Consider the following 14,395-nt stretch of genomic DNA (forward strand, 5'->3'; position numbering starts at 1 on the left):
CTTCTCCTTGATTGCCTTGATCCGTGATTCGCGAACGAAAGGGGGAAAGGGGAAGTCAGCAAATGGTCATGGGGCCGGAATGATGCGAGGGGGTCCTGGAGGGAGCCCCCTCGCGTCGTGGAGAGCCCGCGCTTGGCCGTGCGGGGTCATTGGGGACTTTCGAACGCCAAAATCCCTTCGAAAAAATACGCAGACCCTGACACCCCCTGCCAGGAAAACGGTGTTCTTCAGCCGTTCGGAATATCGGGTTCAACGAGCTGCGTGAGGAGGGTCAGCGACTCCTGCCAGCCCAGGTAGCAGGCCTGGGACGGGATGACGTCGGGGATGCCTTCCTGGGTGACCTGCATTTCGGTCCCGCAGAAGACCTGAGTCAGCTCGATGGTTGTGGTCATCTCGCCGGGCAGGTTGGGGTCATCGAAGCGGCTGGTGTATCGGAGTTTGCGGCCGGGTTCGAGTTCGAGGTATTCCCCGCCGAAGGTGTGGCTGCCGCCGGCGGAGAGGTTGGTGAAGGACATGCGCCAGGTTCCGCCGACTTTGGCTTCCATGTGATGCATGGTCCCGGTGAACCCGTGGGGTGGCAGCCATTTGCACATGGCCGCGGGGTCGGTGAAGGCGCGGTACACGCGTTCTGGCGGTGCCTTGAGGACGCGGTGCAGGCGGATGGTGAAGGGCATTGAGGTCTCCCTGGTTCTGGATGGAACGAGGGGCTGACCATAGTCCTGGAACGTGTCCGGCGCGAGACTCCGCGCCCCTGACAGGGATTCCCCGAGGGGGGCTCAGACCGAGAACGACCACTCCAGGATGCTGGCGCGCTCGGGGCGGCGCTCGCGGGCGGCGCGGGCGCGGGCGGCCTCGACCCAGCGCTTGGCCAGCGGGAACGGGCCGAAGCCGGACTCGGTGTTGATGTGTCCGACCAGGCCGATGTTGCTGTAGCTGCTGCCCCAGCGCGTGGCCCAGCGCAGGGCGCTGGAGGCGCTCATCCACGGGTCGTTCTGGCTCGCGATGATGGCTGTCGGGCGGCCCAGCCGTTGGTGCGGCAGGCTTTCGGCGAGGCCGAACTTGTCGGGCTCGGCCGGTGCGACCAGCAGCGCCTCGCGCACCGGCGAGTCCGGATGCCGCTGCAGATGGTGCGCCAGCGCCAGGCAGCCGAAACTGTGCGCCACGGCGATCCATTCGCCCGGTCCGGCGTTGTCCAGCCGCGCCTGGATGCGCTCGGACCAGCGCTCCAGATCGGGATGGCTGAAATCCCGCTGACGCACGCGATGCGCATCGCGGTATTGCTGCTCGAGCCAGCTCTGCCAATGCGCCGGCCCGCTGTCGTGCAGGCCGGGAATGATCAGCAGCCGAGGCTCGGTGCTCGCGGAGCGCTGCGACGCGCGAAGAGGGTAGAGCGCCATGACGGTCTCCTGGGCCGCGCTCAGAGCGTGGCGATCGACACCTCGGTGGACTTCACCAGCGCGACGACTTCCTTGCCGACCGTCAGCTGGAGTTCCTTCACCGAGCGCGTGGTGATGACCGACGTGACGATCAGTCCGCCGGCCGTCTGCACGTCGACTTCGGACACGACCGGGCCTTCGACGATCTCCTTGATGGTGCCGCGGAACTGGTTGCGGACGTTGATGGCGGTGATGCTCATGCGTGGGCTCCTGAAAAGATGGGGACCAGCTTAGGCAGCGGCGCTCATTTGCCGAACGAAGCGCTTTGCCGATGAACATGCGGCGCCCGCATATGGATCGCAGGGCGCCCGGGGCGCGGGAATCTCCGTTGCGGCCTGTCATGGAGCGACATGCACAATCGCCGATCCCCCGAGACAGGTTTGATGACATGAGTTCTTCCCTTGCGCGCGGCGTGGCCGCACTGTCGCTCTTGGCCGCCTGCTGCGGCTCGGCTTTCGGCTTCGGCGCCGTCGGCCACAACACCGTCGGCGAGATCGCCGCCCAGCTCATCAAGGGCCATCGCGCCGAGGCCGAAGTCAGGCGCATCCTCGGTCCGGTCTCGCTTCGGGACATCGCGGTCTGGGACGACTGCGTCAAGGGCATCGACACCGGCAACGACTTCAAGTACGCCGTCACCGGCCGCTTCCCGGAGTGCGCCGTGTTCGAGAACAACGCCGAGGAAGAGGCCCGGATGCGCGACTACGTGAAGCGCAACTTCGAGCAGTGCCAGCCCAAGCCCGGCGAGGAGTCCTGCAACAAGCAGTACCACTACGCCAACGTCGCCATCCAGCGCGGCCGCTATGTGCCCGGAGCGATCGGCACCAGCGATCACGACATCGTGCCGGCGCTCAAGGCCGCGATCCTCGTACTGAGAACCGGCAAGCAGACGCCACCGATGGATTTCACCGAGCGTGATGCGCTCGCGCTGGTCGCGCATGCGATCGGCGACATGCATCAACCGCTGCATATGGGCTCGCTCTACCTGGACGCGGACGGCCAGCCGTACGACCCCGACAAGCAGGGCGCCGACGCGCAGACGCACACCGTCGGCGCCAATGCGATCACCCTGCCGCGGCCGGATGGCACCCCGGGCGGCAATCTGCACAGCTATTGGGATGGGCTCCCGGGGCGTCTGAGCGCGCAGCAGTTGGCAGCCATGCCGGCCCTGGCGAAAGAGGTGCCGCCGGCAACGGGGAATCCGGACGATTGGCCGGTGCAGTGGGCCAGCGAATCGCTGCTCGGCGCGAAGGAGGCCTTCGAGGGCATGAGCTTCGGCCCCCGACAGCAGAGTCTGCGGGGTCCGCGCTGGCTCGCCACGCCGCCGGCGGGCTACGAGGCCCGCAGTCTCGAGCAGACGCGCCAGAACGTGATCAAGGGCGGTGCGCGTCTGGCCCAGTTGCTCGAGAGCATCTGGCCGGACCAGCCTGGCAAGAAGTGAGCATCGAGCTCGCCGAGCGAAGCCCCGCAGTGCGGGGCTTTTTTTCGTCCTGACGGACGAAAACGGTCTTGATGGCGGGCTTGTGCATAACCCTGGGGATGCGCGTTGAACAACTCCCCGGTTGTCCACACCGGATCCGGCGCGCCGGAACTTGTTGTCTGCTCATCCCGGCGTTGCCCCGGGTCCGGCCCACATCCTTGCTCCGGTCGCAACTCGTTGACCTGGCAGGCAAATCGGGCGTTATCCACACCAACCCGCCAACACCTACCAATACGACCAAGGAGATATTCAACACAAGGGGATAAGAAAACCGGGCATGTCACACTTCCGGAATGTCTTCTTCTCCCGCTTCACTTTTCACCGCTTCGGCGGGGTTCGAGTCGGCGTGTCAGATCGATGCGCTCCCTCCTGGACACCGCGCCCGCGGTCTCCACGGCCACAGCTATCTGGCCACCGTTCGCGCCGAACTGCCCAGCGGCTGGGCGCCGTTCCCCGGTGGCGAGGTCCATGCGCTGCGCGACTGCCTCGAGCGCTGCGTCGCCCCGCTGGACCATGCGCTGTTGAACCAGCACATCACGCAACCCACCGACGAGAACATCGCGCGCTGGATCCGCCGCCGCCTCGAGACCGAGTTCCACGTTCCCGGCATCACGCAGGTCGGCATTCAGAGCACCTCGCATTCCGGCGTCGACCTGGACGCCAACGGTCACGCGCATGTCTGGCGGCGCTATCGCTTCCAGGCCGCGCATCAACTGCCCCACGTGCCGATGGGCCACAAGTGCGGCCGCATGCACGGACATGGCTTCGAGCTGATCCTGCACGCCGACCAGGACCTGGGCGAGCGCGACCTGAGCATCGACTACGACCACCTCGACGCCCTGTGGGCGCCGTTCCATGCGCAGCTCAACTACCAGTGCCTCAACGAGATCGAGGGCCTGTCCAATCCCACCAGCGAGTTGATCTCGTCCTGGCTGTGGGAGCGGCTGAAGCCTCAGCTGCCGGAACTGAGCTGGGTCACCGTCTACGAGACCGGCTCCAGCGGCGCCAACTTCGACGGCGAGCGCTACCGGATCTGGAAGGAATTCACCCTCGACAGCGCGGTCAAGCTCAACCGGGCGCCGTCGGAGCATCCGCTGGCCGGCATCCATGGCCATACCTTCACGCTGCGGCTGCATTTGAACGCGCCGCTGGACCAGGTGTACGGCTGGGCGATGGACTTCAGCGACGTGAAGCTGCTGTTCGATCCGATCTACAAGGCCATGGACCACCATCCCTTGCACGAACTGGCTGGATTGCCGGACTCGGACACCGCCAGCGTCGCCGCCTGGGTGCTGCGCCAGGCCAAGTCCCAACTCGAGCCGCTGGAACGCGTCGACCTCTACGAAACCCGCGGCAGCGGCGTCATCGTCAGCCACGGTCCGTTCGAGGAGCTGATTCCCGTATGACCTACGCCGTCAAGGAAATGTTCTACACGCTGCAGGGCGAGGGCGCCCAGGCCGGCCGTGCGGCCGTGTTCTGCCGCTTCGCCGGCTGCAACCTGTGGAGCGGCCGCGAGCAGGATCGCGCCACCGCCGTGTGCAGCTTCTGCGACACCGACTTCGTCGGCACGGACGGGCAGGGCGGGGGCAAGTTCGCCTCGGCGGACGCGCTCGCCGAGGCCATCGCCGCCAAATGGCCGATCGACGAGCACGGCCGCAAGACGGGTGCGCCGTACGTCGTCTGCACCGGCGGCGAGCCGCTGCTGCAACTGGACGGCCCGCTGATCACCGCGCTCAAGGCACAGGGTTTCGAGATCGCCGTCGAGACCAACGGCACCCAGCCCGCGCCCGAAGGGCTGGACTGGATCTGCGTCAGTCCCAAGGCCGACGCCGAGCTTGTCCTGACCAGGGGCCATGAGTTGAAGCTGGTTTATCCACAGCCGCTGGCCTTGCCCGAACGCTTCGCGGCGCTGCACTTCGATCACTTCTTCCTCCAGCCGATGGACTCGGTGCTGCAGAAGCAGAACACCAAGGCCGCCATCGCGTATTGCATGGCGCATCCGCAATGGAAGTTGTCGATCCAGATGCACAAGGTCGTCGGCATCGATTGAGGCGCTTATCCACAGTCACGGGGCGCGCTAGCGCAACTCGAAGGGCGCTGTAAAGCCAACAAGGCTGTGGAAAACTTTCTCGCAACTGGGGGCTTCTCCACAGCCGGGCGCCTGTTCCCCGGTCTTGTTGTCTTTCCATGCAACGCCAACCAGGCCCTCCGCGCACACGGTTGTGATCGATGCAAGTCCTTGGCGCTGTGAGAGAAATTCGACTTGTCCACAGAAACGGGCCGCCTCTACTAAGACGACCAGGGAAGATATTTAAGACCTTGATGTTGAAAAGAGAGGCACGAAATTTCTCCGCGGCGTTGCTGTGGCGCTCTCGCAGCGCACACCGCGCTTGAGCCCGCGGCGACGGACTTGCACACTGCCGACCCATGGACATTGCCGACCTGCAACGGCGGCTGCGCGAGTTCGCCGCAGCCCGCGACTGGGACCCGTACCTCACGCCGAAGAACCTCGCCATGGCGCTGGTCGTGGAAGCCGCCGAGCTCGTCGAGATCTTCCAGTGGAAGACCGCCCAGGAGTCGCAGCAGTTGTCGGCCGACGAGCATCAGCACCTGGGCGAGGAAGTCGCCGATGTGCTCATGTACCTGCTCCAGATCGCGGACCGCGCCGGCGTCGACCTGGCCGCCGCGGTCGACCGCAAGATCGCGATGAACGCGGTCAAGTACCCCGCCCCGACCTCCGCCGCATGAAGCGCACCATCGCCGTCATCGACTTCGAGACCACCGGCAACTCGCCGCAAGGCGGCGGCCGCGCGACCGAGATCGCCGCCGTGCTGCTGCGCGATGGCGAGATCGTCGGCCAGTACCAGAGCCTGATGAACAGCGGCGCCTGGATCCCGCCGATGATCGAGCGCCTCACCGGCATCAGCAACGAGATGGTCGAGCACGCGCCCGACGCGGCGCAGGTGATGCGCGAGGTCGCCGCGTTCACCGAGGGCTGCGGCTTCGTCGCGCACAACGCGGGATTCGATCGCGGCTTCTGGCTGCACGAGCTCGACCGCGCCGAGGCCGCGCCCCGCATCGCGCCCGAGTTCGCCTGTACCGTGAAACTGGCCAGGCGGCTTTATCCCGAGTCGCCGAACTGCAAGCTCGGCACGCTCGCGCGTTATCACCAGCTGCCGGACAACGGCCGCGCGCACCGCGCGCTCGCCGACGCGATGACGACCGCGCAACTCGTGCAGCGGATGCAGCGCGACATCGGGGTTGAACTCGCGGAATTTCTCGGGGAACTGAGCGTCGAGCATGAGTTGCTGCTGCGCTTGCAGGCCGTGGCGCGGCCTCACTGGCACAAGGCGGCGACCGGCTACGCCCGCGATCTGCGCCGCCATCTGCAGGCCGCGCTGGTCTGATCGCGCCGCGGAAGTTCGCATGTGTGAACCTCCAGCGCGGCGCGCGATGGGCGCGGGCCTTGGCGATCGGAGGTCAGCAAAACATTTGCTGTCAAGATGCCCGTTTGGCCGCATTGGCTGGGACAATCCCGCCCTTTCCCGAATTGCGTTTGTTCTCAAGGTATGTCGAGTATTCAAATTCGCCCGGCCACGCTGCGTGATGCCAAGGCCATCGCCCAGATCCAGGTGAGTTCCGCCCAGGACGCGTACAAGACGTTCTGGCCCGACGCCGCCCTGAACGGCCTGTCCGTGGCCCAGCGCCAGGCCTACTGGCGCGAGGCCATCAACATGTGCGAACCGCAGGTGCTGGTCGCGCATCTGGACAACGAGGTCATGGGCTTCGTCGGCTTCGACCGCTCGCGCGACAAGGGCACCCCGTCCACCACTGGCGAGATCTGGGCCATGTACGCGGCTCCCTCGCATTGGGACAAGGGCGTGGGCCAGGCGCTGGTCGAAGCGGCCCAGGAAGGTCTTCAGGAGGAAGGCTGCACCCGCGTCACGCTGTGGACCTACAAGAACAACGAGCGCGCGATGCGCTTCTTCCAGATGGCGGGCTTTCGCGCGGAGTCGGACAGCGTCAAGGCCGTGGACGTTGAAGGCAAGCCGCTGGAGCAACTGCGCCTGCAGCGCTCGCTGGTCTGATCCGTGCTGGCGAAGCTGACGTCCAAGAACCAGCTGACCCTGCCGAAAAGCGTCACGGACCAGCTCGGTCCCGTGCAGTACTTCGAGGTGCAGTTGCAGGCCGGACAGGTGCTGCTGACGCCGGTGCGCATCCAGCGCGGCGACGCGGTGCGGGCCAAGCTGGCGGAACTCGAGCTCGGTGACGAGGTGGTGGCGCAGGCGATCGCCTTCGCATCGAAGGCGGCGAAGGCCGCGGTCAAGCCGGCCGCCAAGCGCGCAACCCGCAAGCCGACTCGCTCGGCATGAGCCGGCGATCGAAGCGGGCGGCGGAACTCGCCGTCATCGATCCGGCGTTGATCCTGCGCGCGCTCGTGGGCTCGAATGGCCAGGCGCAGGCGCTGCGCCGCGCCTGGCAGCAGGGGCTGCTGCGGCCGCTGGTCAGTCCCGGGCTCGCTGCGACGCTGATGCGCGCGCTTGCGTTTCCGAAGTTGCGCTTGTCCACAGCGCAGCAGCAGGAGTTGCTCGCGGATTTCCTGCCTTATGCCGAGGTCGTGAAGCCGGCGCGTGTCCCCCGCGCCGCTGGTCTGACGGACTCTGCGCAAGCGCTGGTCCAGCTCGCGATCCAAGGTCATGCGTCATTGCTGCTGAGCGACGACGAGACGCTGTCGGAATGGTCCGCGAACAGCCGCAGCCAGGCGGCCCGGCAACTCTGCACGGTCTGTGCGATGTCGGCATGGTTCCAGGTGTTGCCCCCCTCCCAGCGCGACATGCTGCTTTGATAAATTCCGCGGTCGCTTATGGGCAGCTTTCACGACCGCATCCCGACCAACATGTGGCGCGTGGTGTTCTACGAACGCCGCGGCAATCGCGTTCATATGGACCGCACCGGCCCCTGGCTGCCGGAGAAATCCCTCGCGCGGAACTGGGCCCACTGGTTCAAGGAACGCGGCTATCACGTCGCGTTGCAGGATCAGAACGGCGGCCTCGAGAAGTTGCACGTCGGCATCCCCGGCTGATCCGGACGCGCCTCACGACGCGCTGCGGAAGCCCTGACGTTCGAGTGCCCAGCCGTCCGTCGGCGCCGCGTGGCGCTGCACGCGCACGGGGCTCAGGCGCTTGTTCGCGGCGCGTTGCACCAGCGCCTCGGCCAGCTCCGGGGTCAGTTGTTGCGCGAAACGGGTCCAGCGCTTCTGCAGCAGCGGATCGCGCCATGCGTCTTCGAGCGCCCAGCGGATGTCCATCGGGTCGGTCAGCGACTGGCAGCGCAGCACGCGCGGCACCAGGGCCAGCACGAACTTGCGGAAATCGGCCCGCAGCGTTTCGGCCATCAGCGCCTCCAGGCGCGTGAGACGCTGGCTCCAGCCGGGCGTTGCGAGTTGGCGCGTCACCAGTGCCTGGAGTGCCTGCACCGGGTTGAACAGCCGCAACCGGTTCGGCGGGAGCACGAGCATCGGCAGCTGCGCGGCCAGGTCGTGCGACATCGGCGTCACGAAGCTGGCCAGGATCGCCATCCGTTCCCAGGCGTCCGCGTTGAGGCCGCCGGCCATGGTCATCGGCCCCTGGCGCAGGCTCTGCGCCATCGCCCAGCATTGCTGCCAGCCGCGATCGAGCTTCGCGACATTCGCGGCGTGGCTCATCACGGCCAGGTTGCCGGCGGCATAGCCGGCATCGTCACGGACACGGTCGATCGAGCGGCGCTGTGGATGATCCGGTTCCTCGCTGAAGGGCAGACGGCTGACCGGGCAGTGCGTCGTGTCCAGCTGCTGCAGATAGTTGGGCGTGAGCAGCAGCGTTTCGAAGCTGCGGCCGCGCTGCCAGGCATGCAGGCGCAGCGACAGCCACAGTTGCGTGTGCGCGGGCGCCTTGAGCGTGCGGGCGCCAAAGGTCGAGCGTCCCAGCTGCCAACCCTGCTGCAGCGGCGACTGACGGAACAGCTGCTCCACCGGCGGCGTCATGCCGTGATGGGCGTAGTCCCAGCCGAGCTCGAAGCCGACGCGTTCGTGGCTCGACGCGCCGGCATCGTCCGCGGCGCTGTCGCGTGCCTCGACTGGCGTCATCGGCAGGGCGAGTTGCTGAACGGTGATGACGTCGTCGTGGCGATGGATCGTGGCGGCCATGGGGCTCTCCTTGAAAACTTGAAGACCTGGAGGACAAGTGATTCAGGCTTGGGATCAAGTATTCAATTCAGGTGGCTCATAGAATGAGCCACCCCGGAACAGGCCGACCGAAAGTTGTGGACGGCTGACCGAAATCTGTCAGGAGAGGCCCCGCATGGATCGCACCGAGCGCTTCTACAAGATCGAGATGTTGATCCGCAGCCGCGGTTGCGTGAGCTTCGCGGAGATGCGCGAGCTGCTGGAGGTGTCGCCGGCGACGCTCAAGCGGGATCTGCAGTACCTGCGCGAGCGGATGGATGCCCCGATCGAATACGACGCGGCGGAAAACGGCTATCGCTTCGGCGAGCAATGGCGCGGGCAGCGCCATGAATTACCGGGTGTCTGGTTCAGCGAGAAGGAGCTGCATGCGCTGCTGACCATGCATCAGATGATGGCCGGACTCGACGAGAACGGTCTGCTGAGCCGCCATCTGCAGCCGATGCTGGACAAGCTCACCGGCATGCTGGGTGGCGATGCCGCTGAAGCGCAGGAGATGACGCGGCGGATCAAGCTGATTTCGACGGCACGCCGGCGGGTGCCATCGGAGCATTTCGAAACCGTGGGCAGCGCGGTCGTGAAGCGCCAGCGGCTGCGGATGCGCTATCGCAAACGGGGCGCGGGCGGCGGCTCGGTCAGCGAGCGCGTGGTGTCCCCGCAGCGTCTGGTGCATTACCGCAATACCTGGTACCTCGATGCATGGTGTCACGCGAGCGATGGGCTGAGACGGTTCGCGCTCGACGCGATGGAGGATGCGCAGGTGCTCGAAGGGCAGGCCGCGCGCAGTCTGCCGTTGAAGGAGCTCGAAGGGGAACTGGACCAGGGTTACGGGATTTTCGCGGGTGGCGATCCGCAGTGGGCGACGGTGGTGTTCAGCGCGCAGATCGCCGCGTGGGTGTCGAGCGAGGAATGGCATCCGTCGCAGCGCAGCGAATGGCTGTCCGATGGACGCTGGCAGCTGGAGCTGCCCTTCGTGGACGCGACGGAACTGCTCATGGACCTGTTGCGCCATGCCGGCCAGGTCGACGTGCTGGCGCCGCCCTCGTTGCGCGAGGCATACGCGAAGCGCCTCACCGCCGCCGCGGCAGCCCTTGCGTGACGGGCGGGATCACGCCTTTCCGCGGTCTTCCTGGGCTTCTTCCGCCTCATGGCGAGCCAGGCGCTCGCTCTTCCAGTACACGTCGTCGCCACCTTTGCCATCGAGGTTGGCCCGGTTCAGCACGCGTGCCAACACGAACAGCAGATCCGACAGCCGATTGAGATAGTGGCGCGGTGCCGCATTGATCGTCTCCTGCGCGGCCAGCGTGACGACGGCGCGTTCGGCTCGGCGCGCGATCGTGCGGCAGACATGCGCGATCGCGGCGCTGCGTGTGCCGGCCGGCAGGATGAACTCCGCCAAACGCGGCAGCTTGGCGTTGTGGTCGGCCAGCGCCTGATCCAGGTGCAGCACCGCGGCCTCCTTCAGCAGGCTGTAGCCCGGCATGCAGAGTTCCCCACCGAGGTTGAACAGCTCATGCTGAATCGTCACGAGCAGCTCGCGGACCTCATCCGGCAGCGGCTCGGCCAGCAGCACGCCGATCTGCGAGTTCAGTTCATCCACATCGCCCATCGCCTGGACGCGCAGATGATCCTTGGGGACGCGGCTGCCGTCGCCGAGGCCGGTGGTGCCGTCGTCGCCGGTGCGGGTCGCGATCTGGGAAAGTCGATTGGCCATGGCGGGAGCCGCGCGGGCTGCGGAAGTGCAAACCCGGCATCTTGCCGCAACTCGCGGGCCGTGCCGTCAGCCCCGGCGGCCGCTGCGATGGAAGGCGGGACGGTGGTGGTGCGTCAGCGCGGCGGCGTGGCTGTGAATATCGTGCACCGCGTGTCTGGGGATGCCGACCGGGCGCGGCACATGGTGCGTCGGCTTGCCGGTGCCTGATGCGTCGGCGGGCGTGCCGGGGTCGATGTCGTCGGGCGCGTCGGCGTCGCCCGGCAGGTGGCGGAGCTGATCCATCCACCAGACCCGGAGCCAGTCCATGCGCGTGCTCGCGACCATCAACATCGCCAGCAGCAGCGCCCAGATCGTCCATAACCACAGGTGGGACATGGCGGCCTCCTCGTGTCGCGCGAACCGAGCGCGCGATCCGTTCATGCTGTCACTGTGCGGGTCGCGGCGCAAGCGCGACGATGCAAGCGAATGCAGCGCGCCGCGTTCCTAGAATCGATCGGACACACCGGCCGGCCGACGTCGCCCGGACCGCGTGGAACCAGGAGACCGCGATGCCAGCGCCCCAAGGACCCGGTGATGACTTCCTCGCCCATCAGCGCCCTCATCCGACGAGCCACGCGCCGAGGCCGCTCCCGCCGGCCATGTTGGAGGCCCTGAAGGCGCGCTTCGGTGATCGCTGCAGCACGGCGATGGCCGTGCGCGAGCAGCATGGCCGCGATGAGTCGCCGTTCGACGTGCCGCCGCCGGATGCCGTCGTCCATGCCCAGAGCAACGAGGAGGCCGCGGCGGTGCTGGCGCTGGCGGACGCGCATCGCGTGCCGGTGATTCCCTACGGCGCGGGCACCTCGCTGGAAGGCCATCTGCTGGCGGTGCAGGGCGGCGTGAGCCTGGACCTGTCGCGGATGAACCGCATCCTGAGCGTCAATGCCGAGGACCTGACGGTGACCGTGCAGGCTGGCGTGACGCGCAATCAGTTGAACGCGGAGGTCCGTCATCAGGGGCTGTTCTTCCCGATCGATCCCGGCGCCGACGCATCGATCGGCGGGATGTCGGCAACCCGCGCGAGCGGCACGAACGCGGTGCGATACGGGACGATGAAGGAGAACGTGCTCGGGCTGACGGTGGCGACGCCGCAGGGCCGATTGATCCACACCGGTTCGCGGGCGCGCAAGAGCAGCGCCGGCTACGACCTGACTCGGCTGTATGTGGGCAGCGAGGGCACGCTCGGCGCGATCTGCGAGATCACGCTGCGGCTGTATCCGCTGCCCGAGGCGGTGTCGGCGGCGGTCTGCTCCTTCGCGTCCATCGACGCCGCGGTGCGGACGACGATCGCCATCATCCAGATGGGCGTCCCCATCGCGCGCTGTGAGTTGCTCGACGCGCACGCGGTGCGTGCGGTCAACCGGCATGACAAGCTGACGCTGCGCGAGACCCCGATGCTGCTGATGGAATTCCACGGCTCCGATGCCGGTGTCGCGGAACAGGCGGCGACAGTACAGGAGATCGCCGCGGAACACGGCGGAACGGACTTCGAATGGGCGACCACGCCGGAAGAGCGCACCCGGCTGTGGACCGCGCGTCATCATGCCTATCTGTCAGCGCTGCAGATGAAGCCGGGCTGCCGCGCCGTGACGACGGACACCTGCGTGCCGATCTCGCAGCTCGCGGCGTCGATCAATGCCTCGGTCGAAGAAGTGGAAGCGAGCGGCCTGCCGTATTTCATCGTCGGCCATGTCGGCGACGGGAACTTCCACATGGGCTATCTGATCGACCCGCAGCGCCCGGAGGAACGCGAGATCGCCGAGCGCCTGAGCGCGCAGATGGTCGCCCGCGCCATCGCGCTCGAGGGGACCTGCACCGGCGAGCACGGCATCGGACTGCACAAGCAGGGCTTCCTGCTGCAGGAAGCCGGGGAGGGGGCCGTCGATCAGATGCGCGCGATCAAGCGCGCGCTCGATCCGAACAACATCATGAATCCCGGGAAGATCTTCGTCTGATCAATGCTGCGGCGCGGGCACGCTCCAGCGCTTGGTGACGTCACCGCGAACGTTCACGCTCTCCAGTTGCACACCAAAGCCCCACAGGCGCGCGACATGCTTGAGCACTTCCTGCGCGTTGTCGTGCAGCGGGCGGTCCTGGTGCTGCTGATGACGCAGGGTCAGTGATCGGTCGCCGCGCAGGTTGACGTTCCACACCTGGATGTTGGGCTCCCGCGTGGACAGGTCGTACTGCCGCGACAGCGTCTGCCGCACGTGTTGATAGCCCTGCTCGTCGTGGATCGCCGAGATCTCGTACTCGGCCTGGTGCTCGTCGTCCAGGATCGAGAACAAGCGGAAATCGCGCATCAGCTTGGGACTCAGATACTGCGCGATGAAGCTCTCGTCCTTGAAGTTGCGCATCGCGTGATCCAGTGTCGGCAGCCAGTCGCTGCCGGCGATCGCCGGGAACCACTCGCGGTCCTCGTCGGTGGGTTGCTCGCAGATGCGCTTGATGTCCGTGTACATCGCGAAACCCAGCGCATAGGGATTGATCTGCGCCATCGGCGGCTGCGCCACCACGTTGGTGTGCGACTTCAGCCACTCGATCATCATCCCGTCCGACAGATAGCCATCGTCGTACATCGTGTTCAGCAGCTTGTGGTGCCAGAACGTGGCCCAGCCCTCGTTCATCACCTGCGTCTGACGCTGGGGATAGAAGTACTGCGCGACCTTGCGGACGATGCGCACGATCTCCCGCTGCCAGGGCTCCAGCAGCGGCGCGTTCTTCTCGATGAAATACAGCAGGTTCTCCTGCGGCTCGTCGGGGAAGCGGCGCTTCTCCTCCGCCTTGGCCTCGTCCTCCGGGCGCCGTGGCAGCGTGCGCCACATGTCGTTCACCTGCTGCTGCGCATAGGCCTCGCGGTCCTTGCGCATCGCCTGCTCCTGCGCCAGCGAGAGCTTCGCCGGCCGGCGGTAGCGGTCCACGCCGTGGTTCATCAGCGCGTGGCAGGAATCCAGTGTGGCCTCCACCGCGTCCAGGCCGTGGCGCTGCTCGCAGTCGGCGACGTAGTGCTTGGCGTAGACCAGGTAGTCGATGATCGACGACGCATCGGTCCACATCCGGAACAGGTAGTTGTTCTTGAAGAAGCTGTTGTGGCCGTAGCAGGCATGCGCGATCACCAGCGCCTGCATGGCCATCGTGTTCTCCTCCATCAGGTAGGCGATGCACGGATCCGAGTTGATGACGATCTCGTAGGCCAGGCCCATCTGGCCGCGCTTGTAATGACGCTCGGTGGCGATGAATTCCTTGCCGTAGCTCCAGTGCCGGTAGTTCACCGGCATGCCCACGGACGCGTAGGCGTCCATCATCTGCTCGGCGGTGATGACCTCCAGCTGGTTGGGATACGTGTCCAGGCCGTAGCGTTCGGCGGTCGCGCGGATGACCTCGTGGTACTCCTCGATCAACTCGAACGTCCAGTCACTGGGCGAGGGCAGCGGCCGGTCGGGCCGCTTCTCCAGGGGCCGCATCTTCGTCAGCGGCGCGCGCACGCGGCGGCCGCCATATTCGTTGCT

General features: G+C 66.5%; 18 protein-coding genes. 11 read left to right on the top strand and 7 right to left on the bottom strand.

Annotated features, from left to right (window positions below):
• Positions 1-227: 227 nt before the first annotated feature.
• The 3 genes from ABDW61_RS00720 to ABDW61_RS00730 all read right to left on the bottom strand — a co-directional run bounded on the left by ABDW61_RS00720 (position 228) and on the right by ABDW61_RS00730 (position 1,636).
• On the bottom strand, positions 228-674 hold the full coding sequence (locus tag ABDW61_RS00720) for an SRPBCC family protein (RefSeq protein WP_343635185.1): 447 nt from the start codon (positions 672-674) through the stop codon (positions 228-230).
• Between the two features lie 102 nt (positions 675-776).
• Positions 777-1,397 (bottom strand): alpha/beta hydrolase, encoded by a 621-nt coding sequence (locus ABDW61_RS00725; RefSeq protein WP_343635187.1) that lies wholly within the window; start codon positions 1,395-1,397, stop codon positions 777-779.
• Between the two features lie 20 nt (positions 1,398-1,417).
• On the bottom strand, positions 1,418-1,636 hold the full coding sequence (locus ABDW61_RS00730) for a molybdopterin-binding protein (protein ID WP_343635189.1): 219 nt from the start codon (positions 1,634-1,636) through the stop codon (positions 1,418-1,420).
• Positions 1,637-1,824: 188 nt separating this feature from the next.
• Here ABDW61_RS00730 and ABDW61_RS00735 point away from each other — a divergent pair, with 188 nt between their 5' ends.
• The 9 genes from ABDW61_RS00735 to ABDW61_RS00775 all read left to right on the top strand — a co-directional run bounded on the left by ABDW61_RS00735 (position 1,825) and on the right by ABDW61_RS00775 (position 7,996).
• A complete protein-coding gene (locus tag ABDW61_RS00735; RefSeq protein ID WP_343635191.1) occupies positions 1,825-2,874 on the top strand; it encodes a S1/P1 nuclease in 1,050 nt (349 codons plus the stop codon).
• Positions 2,875-3,206: 332 nt separating this feature from the next.
• Entirely contained in the window at positions 3,207-4,319 is a 1,113-nt protein-coding gene (locus tag ABDW61_RS00740) for a 6-carboxytetrahydropterin synthase (RefSeq protein ID WP_343635193.1), read from the top strand.
• On the top strand, positions 4,316-4,963 hold the full coding sequence (gene queE, locus ABDW61_RS00745) for a 7-carboxy-7-deazaguanine synthase (protein WP_343635195.1): 648 nt from the start codon (positions 4,316-4,318) through the stop codon (positions 4,961-4,963). Before ABDW61_RS00740 ends, queE begins: the two co-directional genes overlap by 4 nt.
• Positions 4,964-5,340: 377 nt before the next feature.
• Entirely contained in the window at positions 5,341-5,661 is a 321-nt protein-coding gene (locus tag ABDW61_RS00750; RefSeq protein WP_343635197.1) for a nucleotide pyrophosphohydrolase, read from the top strand.
• Positions 5,658-6,320, top strand: a complete 663-nt coding sequence (locus ABDW61_RS00755; protein WP_343635199.1) for a 3'-5' exonuclease — start codon at positions 5,658-5,660, stop codon at positions 6,318-6,320. The genes ABDW61_RS00750 and ABDW61_RS00755 overlap by 4 nt, the downstream gene beginning before the upstream one ends.
• Positions 6,321-6,482: 162 nt before the next feature.
• Positions 6,483-7,001 carry a GNAT family N-acetyltransferase gene (locus ABDW61_RS00760; protein WP_343635202.1) on the top strand — a complete coding sequence of 173 codons (519 nt, stop codon included), beginning with the start codon at positions 6,483-6,485 and terminating at the stop codon, positions 6,999-7,001.
• A gap of 3 nt (positions 7,002-7,004) precedes the next feature.
• A complete protein-coding gene (locus ABDW61_RS00765) occupies positions 7,005-7,286 on the top strand; it encodes an AbrB/MazE/SpoVT family DNA-binding domain-containing protein (RefSeq protein WP_343635204.1) in 282 nt (93 codons plus the stop codon).
• Complete coding sequence (locus ABDW61_RS00770) at positions 7,283-7,759, top strand: PIN domain-containing protein (protein ID WP_343635206.1); 477 nt, start codon at positions 7,283-7,285, stop codon at positions 7,757-7,759. Before ABDW61_RS00765 ends, ABDW61_RS00770 begins: the two co-directional genes overlap by 4 nt.
• An 18-nt stretch (positions 7,760-7,777) precedes the next feature.
• Positions 7,778-7,996, top strand: coding sequence for a hypothetical protein (locus ABDW61_RS00775; RefSeq protein ID WP_343635208.1), 219 nt, complete (start codon positions 7,778-7,780; stop codon positions 7,994-7,996).
• A 12-nt stretch (positions 7,997-8,008) separates the two neighbouring features.
• Here ABDW61_RS00775 and ABDW61_RS00780 read toward each other — a convergent pair whose 3' ends face one another.
• Positions 8,009-9,097 (bottom strand): hypothetical protein, encoded by a 1,089-nt coding sequence (locus tag ABDW61_RS00780; RefSeq protein WP_343635210.1) that lies wholly within the window; start codon positions 9,095-9,097, stop codon positions 8,009-8,011.
• A 154-nt stretch (positions 9,098-9,251) separates the two neighbouring features.
• On the opposite strand from ABDW61_RS00780, the gene ABDW61_RS00785 reads away from it, so the two are divergent.
• Positions 9,252-10,232, top strand: coding sequence for a WYL domain-containing protein (locus ABDW61_RS00785; protein ID WP_343635212.1), 981 nt, complete (start codon positions 9,252-9,254; stop codon positions 10,230-10,232).
• 9 nt (positions 10,233-10,241) lie between these two features.
• Here ABDW61_RS00785 and ABDW61_RS00790 read toward each other — a convergent pair whose 3' ends face one another.
• Complete coding sequence (locus ABDW61_RS00790; RefSeq protein WP_343635214.1) at positions 10,242-10,847, bottom strand: cob(I)yrinic acid a,c-diamide adenosyltransferase; 606 nt, start codon at positions 10,845-10,847, stop codon at positions 10,242-10,244.
• A gap of 66 nt (positions 10,848-10,913) precedes the next feature.
• Positions 10,914-11,222: a hypothetical protein gene (locus ABDW61_RS00795; protein WP_343635216.1), complete on the bottom strand. Its 309-nt coding sequence runs from the start codon at positions 11,220-11,222 to the stop codon at positions 10,914-10,916.
• A 263-nt stretch (positions 11,223-11,485) separates the two neighbouring features.
• On the opposite strand from ABDW61_RS00795, the gene ABDW61_RS00800 reads away from it, so the two are divergent.
• A complete protein-coding gene (locus tag ABDW61_RS00800) occupies positions 11,486-12,841 on the top strand; it encodes an FAD-linked oxidase C-terminal domain-containing protein (RefSeq protein WP_343635218.1) in 1,356 nt (451 codons plus the stop codon).
• On the opposite strand, the gene ABDW61_RS00805 is transcribed toward ABDW61_RS00800, so the two are convergent.
• A complete protein-coding gene (locus ABDW61_RS00805) occupies positions 12,842-14,350 on the bottom strand; it encodes a SpoVR family protein (protein ID WP_343635963.1) in 1,509 nt (502 codons plus the stop codon). It lies immediately after the preceding gene.
• Positions 14,351-14,395 lie beyond the last annotated feature (45 nt).

The organism is Roseateles sp. (assembly GCF_039595595.1).
Classification (GTDB): Bacteria; Pseudomonadota; Gammaproteobacteria; order Burkholderiales; family Burkholderiaceae_C; genus Roseateles.

Bases quoted from the DNA above. Each gene is read 5' to 3' on its own strand.
- ABDW61_RS00770 (WP_343635206.1), top strand. From the start codon at position 7,283: ATGAGCCGGCGATCGAAGCGGGCGGCGGAACTCGCCGTCATCGATCCG.
- ABDW61_RS00785 (WP_343635212.1), top strand. From the start codon at position 9,252: ATGGATCGCACCGAGCGCTTCTACAAGATCGAGATGTTGATCCGCAGC.
- ABDW61_RS00780 (WP_343635210.1), bottom strand. From the start codon at position 9,097: ATGGCCGCCACGATCCATCGCCACGACGACGTCATCACCGTTCAGCAA.
- queE (WP_343635195.1), top strand. From the start codon at position 4,316: ATGACCTACGCCGTCAAGGAAATGTTCTACACGCTGCAGGGCGAGGGC.
- ABDW61_RS00775 (WP_343635208.1), top strand. From the start codon at position 7,778: ATGGGCAGCTTTCACGACCGCATCCCGACCAACATGTGGCGCGTGGTG.
- ABDW61_RS00755 (WP_343635199.1), top strand. From the start codon at position 5,658: ATGAAGCGCACCATCGCCGTCATCGACTTCGAGACCACCGGCAACTCG.
- ABDW61_RS00795 (WP_343635216.1), bottom strand. From the start codon at position 11,222: ATGTCCCACCTGTGGTTATGGACGATCTGGGCGCTGCTGCTGGCGATG.
- ABDW61_RS00760 (WP_343635202.1), top strand. From the start codon at position 6,483: ATGTCGAGTATTCAAATTCGCCCGGCCACGCTGCGTGATGCCAAGGCC.
- ABDW61_RS00805 (WP_343635963.1), bottom strand. From the start codon at position 14,350: ATGCGGCCCCTGGAGAAGCGGCCCGACCGGCCGCTGCCCTCGCCCAGT.
- ABDW61_RS00800 (WP_343635218.1), top strand. From the start codon at position 11,486: ATGTTGGAGGCCCTGAAGGCGCGCTTCGGTGATCGCTGCAGCACGGCG.
- ABDW61_RS00750 (WP_343635197.1), top strand. From the start codon at position 5,341: ATGGACATTGCCGACCTGCAACGGCGGCTGCGCGAGTTCGCCGCAGCC.
- ABDW61_RS00735 (WP_343635191.1), top strand. From the start codon at position 1,825: ATGAGTTCTTCCCTTGCGCGCGGCGTGGCCGCACTGTCGCTCTTGGCC.
- ABDW61_RS00790 (WP_343635214.1), bottom strand. From the start codon at position 10,847: ATGGCCAATCGACTTTCCCAGATCGCGACCCGCACCGGCGACGACGGC.
- ABDW61_RS00740 (WP_343635193.1), top strand. From the start codon at position 3,207: ATGTCTTCTTCTCCCGCTTCACTTTTCACCGCTTCGGCGGGGTTCGAG.
- ABDW61_RS00730 (WP_343635189.1), bottom strand. From the start codon at position 1,636: ATGAGCATCACCGCCATCAACGTCCGCAACCAGTTCCGCGGCACCATC.
- ABDW61_RS00720 (WP_343635185.1), bottom strand. From the start codon at position 674: ATGCCCTTCACCATCCGCCTGCACCGCGTCCTCAAGGCACCGCCAGAA.
- ABDW61_RS00725 (WP_343635187.1), bottom strand. From the start codon at position 1,397: ATGGCGCTCTACCCTCTTCGCGCGTCGCAGCGCTCCGCGAGCACCGAG.